Genomic DNA, 1,239 nt, shown 5'->3' with positions numbered 1-1,239 from the left:
GACCCCAGACCCCTACTCTCCGCTGGCCTCACCCCATTCTCGGATAGCGGGGAAAACAGAAGAATAGTCATCTTCTGGATAGGACATTTTCATTGCTGACTGTAAGATGTGTTTTACACCCTCAATACTGCTGAGATTCAAACCAAGGGATTTAGCTTCAGAGATAAATAAATCTATTTCTTTGATCAATTGTTTGGTGGGTAAGTTGGCCTTGGTATAATTGCCATCTAACATCCGTTTCAGGTTTTGATCAAAGGTGGGTGCATAAAGTTTACTGTCCCGCAGGACGCGCATAAATAAGTCTACATCAATGCCTTGCAACTGGACAAAAGCCAGACTCAAGGCAAAGCTAGTAGTGAGGGAAGCAATGAGTTGATTGAGTGCTAAAGTCAGGGATGCTGCTGATCCTACAGGACCTATGTATACAGGATCGGGTCCAAAATTTGACAATAATTTGACATGGCGTTGATATTGTTCTTCTTCTCCACCCACCATGACAATTAATTTGCCAGTTTCCGCTTCTGGGATACTACCGAGTACAGGGGCTTCTATATATTCACCACCAGCCGCAACTACCGCATTTCTGATTTCTTGGCTTTCTTGGGGAGTCGTTGTCCCCATTTGAATGATGCTGCGTCCTGATAAAGTATGCCAAGAAGTATCTGTGAGCAACACATGATAAATAGCTGCGGCGTTAGATAGCATAAGAATTATACAGTCAGCAGAACGAATTGCTTCACGGGGTTTTGTGGCAATTGCTGCCCCTGCTGCTTGTAATGGTGCTAATTTTTCTGGGGTGCGGTTGTAGGCAATTAGCTCTATATTGGCAGCTAATAACCTTTGAGCCATCGGTAGTCCCATCAATCCAGTTCCCAGAAATGCCACCTTCATGTTTCACGTTCCTTAGTCATTGGTTATTGGTTATTAGTCATTGGGAAAAAAGGGAATAGGGAACAGGGAATGGGGCATGGGGCATTGGGCATTAGGCATTGGTAAAAATTTTCTCCCCCTACCTTCCCCTGCCTCTTCTCTGTCACCTGTCACCTGTTCCCTGTCACCTATCCTCCGGCGGCGAAAGTTGCCATAATCACAACTGAAAGTAAAATGCCGGGGCTAAGTAGGGTTACTAAGACAATCAGATCATGAGTATTCATAGTTGTTTTTTTGCCAAGGTTTTTAACTTGAAGTAATCACTGTTATCCTAGTCCAAGAAAAACGGATATCAGGATTCACCAAATA

General features: G+C 43.9%; 1 protein-coding gene. It reads right to left on the bottom strand.

The window, feature by feature from the left end:
- Nucleotides 1-12 precede the first annotated feature (12 nt).
- Entirely contained in the window at nucleotides 13-891 is an 879-nt protein-coding gene (locus IQ237_RS25950) for an NAD(P)-dependent oxidoreductase (RefSeq protein ID WP_194060114.1), read from the bottom strand.
- Nucleotides 892-1,239: the final 348 nt, after the last annotated feature.

Origin of the sequence: Sphaerospermopsis sp. LEGE 08334, from assembly GCF_015207205.1 — a bacterium.
Classification (GTDB): Bacteria; Cyanobacteriota; Cyanobacteriia; order Cyanobacteriales; family Nostocaceae; genus Sphaerospermopsis.
Note: the sequence above shows the minus strand (reverse complement) of the source record. Positions and strands in the feature narration are given on the sequence as shown.